This window comes from Bradyrhizobium sp. 141 (genome assembly GCF_023074055.1).
Lineage (GTDB): Bacteria > Pseudomonadota > Alphaproteobacteria > Rhizobiales > Xanthobacteraceae > Bradyrhizobium.
In genome coordinates this window covers 1-2,425 of record NZ_JADPKR010000067.1, presented here as the reverse complement: position 1 = coordinate 2,425, position 2,425 = coordinate 1, and the positions used below count along the sequence as shown (strand labels likewise).

Sequence of the window (2,425 nt, the reverse complement as noted above, 5' to 3'; positions counted from 1 at the left end):
TGTCAATCGGCTTGCAAATTTGACCCCTCATCGGCGTCCAATTTTGACCCCTTAGCACGGCGGGCTTTGCTGGTAGCGCTCGTCTCGTCGGAGCTGGCCGGGATAGCGGAGGCGAGACGAGCGCGGGTGGCGTGATCGTCGTCTCGGCTTTTAAACCTCCAGCTATCGTTGCCGGTTTCCACGATGTCACAGTGATGGGTCAGTCGGTCGAGCAACGCGGTTGTCATCTTGGCGTCGCCGAACACGCTCGGCCATTCGCCGAAGGCGAGATTGGTGGTCACGATGACGGAGGCGCGCTCATAGAGCCGGCTGACGAGGTGGAACAGAAGCTGGCCACCGGATTGGGCGAAGGGCAAATAGCCGAGTTCATCCAGCACGATGAAGTCCATGCGGGTCAGATGCTCGGCGAGTCGTCCTTGCCGTCCATTGCGGGTCTCGGTCTCGAGGCGATTGACGAGGTCGACCACGTTGAAGAAGCGGCCGCGGGCACCGGATCGGATGCAGCTTCTTGCGATGGCAATGGCCAGGTGGGTTTTGCCGGTGCCGGTGCCGCCGACCAGCACGACGTTGCGTTGCTGGGCGACGAAGCCGCCGCCAGCGAGATCATTGACGAGAGTCTGATTGATCGGCGTGCCGTCGAACTGGAAGTCGGCGATGTCCTTGGCAGCTTGGCAATGGTGAGCTGGTATTTGATCGACCTGGCTTGCTTCTCGTTGATCTCGGCGGACAGCAGATCGCCGACGATGCGCTGGGGTTCGTGCTGGCGTTTGACAGCGGTCGCCATGATCTCATCGAAGGCAGCCTTCATGCCGTAGAGCTTGAGTTCGCCCATGAGATCGAAGATTTGGGTTCGTTCCATCAGTTGGTCCTCCGGAGGTTGTCGTAACGGGCACAATCGGCGATCGGTGCATGACGGAGCGTCAGTGCGGCCGGCGTCATGATGTTGGCCGTTGGAGCGGGTTCGCGTTGCCGGGCCAGGATATTGAGCACAACATCGGCGGAATGAACGCCGTGACCGAGCGCTTCGGCGCAGGCGGCTTCCACCGCGGGAAGGCCGTCGGTCAGCACCGCGTTGAGGATATCGACCATCTGCCGGTTGCCGTCATCGGTGCTGGCGAGCTTGCGCCGGATCCGCTCGATTGCGGCCGGCAGCACCCAATCCTTGAAGGGAGCACCGTTGCGCAAGGCACCGGGTTTGCGGGCGAGCACCGGCACATAATGCCAGGGGTCGTAGACGGTATCGCCGCGGCCAAAGGATCGCGAGTGCTCGGCAACGATGCGTCCATCCTGGCGGATCACGATGCGGTCGGCATAGGCTTGAACCTCGACCGGTCGTCCGACTGCGCTGGCTGCGACCGAGTACTTGTTGTTGTCGAAGCGCACCAGGCAGGTCTTCGAGACCGACGCCGTCACCGCATGGAAGCCGTCGAAGCGGCCGGCATAGGGAACGAGCTTGGGGCGTTCGACTTCGAACACGTCCCAGATCGTCTGATCCACCAGCTCCGGATGGCGATGAGCCTTGGCGTAGGCGATGCACTTGTCGAGCAGCCAGGCGTTTAACTCGTCGAGGTTCTTGAACCGCAGCCGCGGCGTGAAGAAGCGTTCCCTGACCAGCCCGACCTGGTTCTCGACCTGCCCCTTCTCCCAGCCCGACGCTGGCGTGCAGGCGACCGGATCGACCAGATAGTGGCTGCACATCTGCAGGAAGCGGCGATTGTAGAGACGCCCTTTACCGACGAAGATCGTCTCTACGGCGGTCTTCATGTTGTCGTAGATGCCGCGAGTGCAGGTGCCTTTGAACAGGGCGAACGCCCGGTCGTGGGCGTCAAACACCATCTCCTGCGTCTCCCGCGGATAGGCCCGCACGAACAGCATGCGGCTGTGGCAAAGCCGGACGTGGGCGGCCTTCACCATCACCGTGGTGCCGCTCAGCAAGACCACCTCGTGGCTCCAGTCGAACTGGTAGGCCTCGCCTGGTGCAAAGCTCAGCGGGACGTAAGCCGCCGCGGTCGATTGCCCGCGCTCCTTGCTCCACCGTCTGGCGTAACGCCGCACCGCATCGTAACCGCCGTCGTAGCCGCGGCCGCGCAGCTCTTCGAAGATTCGGATCAACGTCAGCTGTTCACGAGCCGATTTAGTCGCGTTCGCCGCCAGCAATCCGTCAAGCTGTACTGCCCATCGTCCCAGCTTTGGCCGCGGCTGCACCTGCCGCTCGTACTCGAAGGAGGTCTCTCCCGACCTCAGCACCTTCCGAACCGTGTTCCGCGACACCTTGAGGTCACGGGCGATCTCCTTGATCGTCTTGCCCTTGATGAAGTGCTCGCGCCGGATCCGGGCAATCGTCTCCACAATCAGCATCCCCCACCACCTGCTTTGTTACGAAGCAGGCAGCGCAACAGACCAATCTGTAGGGGGTCAATTTTGG

At 62.3% G+C, this 2,425-nt stretch carries 1 protein-coding gene and 1 pseudogene; both read right to left on the bottom strand.

What is annotated here, in order from left to right; translation table 11 throughout:
* Positions 1 to 2: 2 nt before the first annotated feature.
* A pseudogene (gene istB, locus IVA81_RS19115) lies at positions 3 to 784 on the bottom strand (IS21-like element helper ATPase IstB).
* Between the two features lie 74 nt (positions 785 to 858).
* Positions 859 to 2,358, bottom strand: a complete 1,500-nt coding sequence (gene istA, locus IVA81_RS19110) for an IS21 family transposase (protein ID WP_247320871.1) — start codon at positions 2,356 to 2,358, stop codon at positions 859 to 861.
* Positions 2,359 to 2,425: the final 67 nt, after the last annotated feature.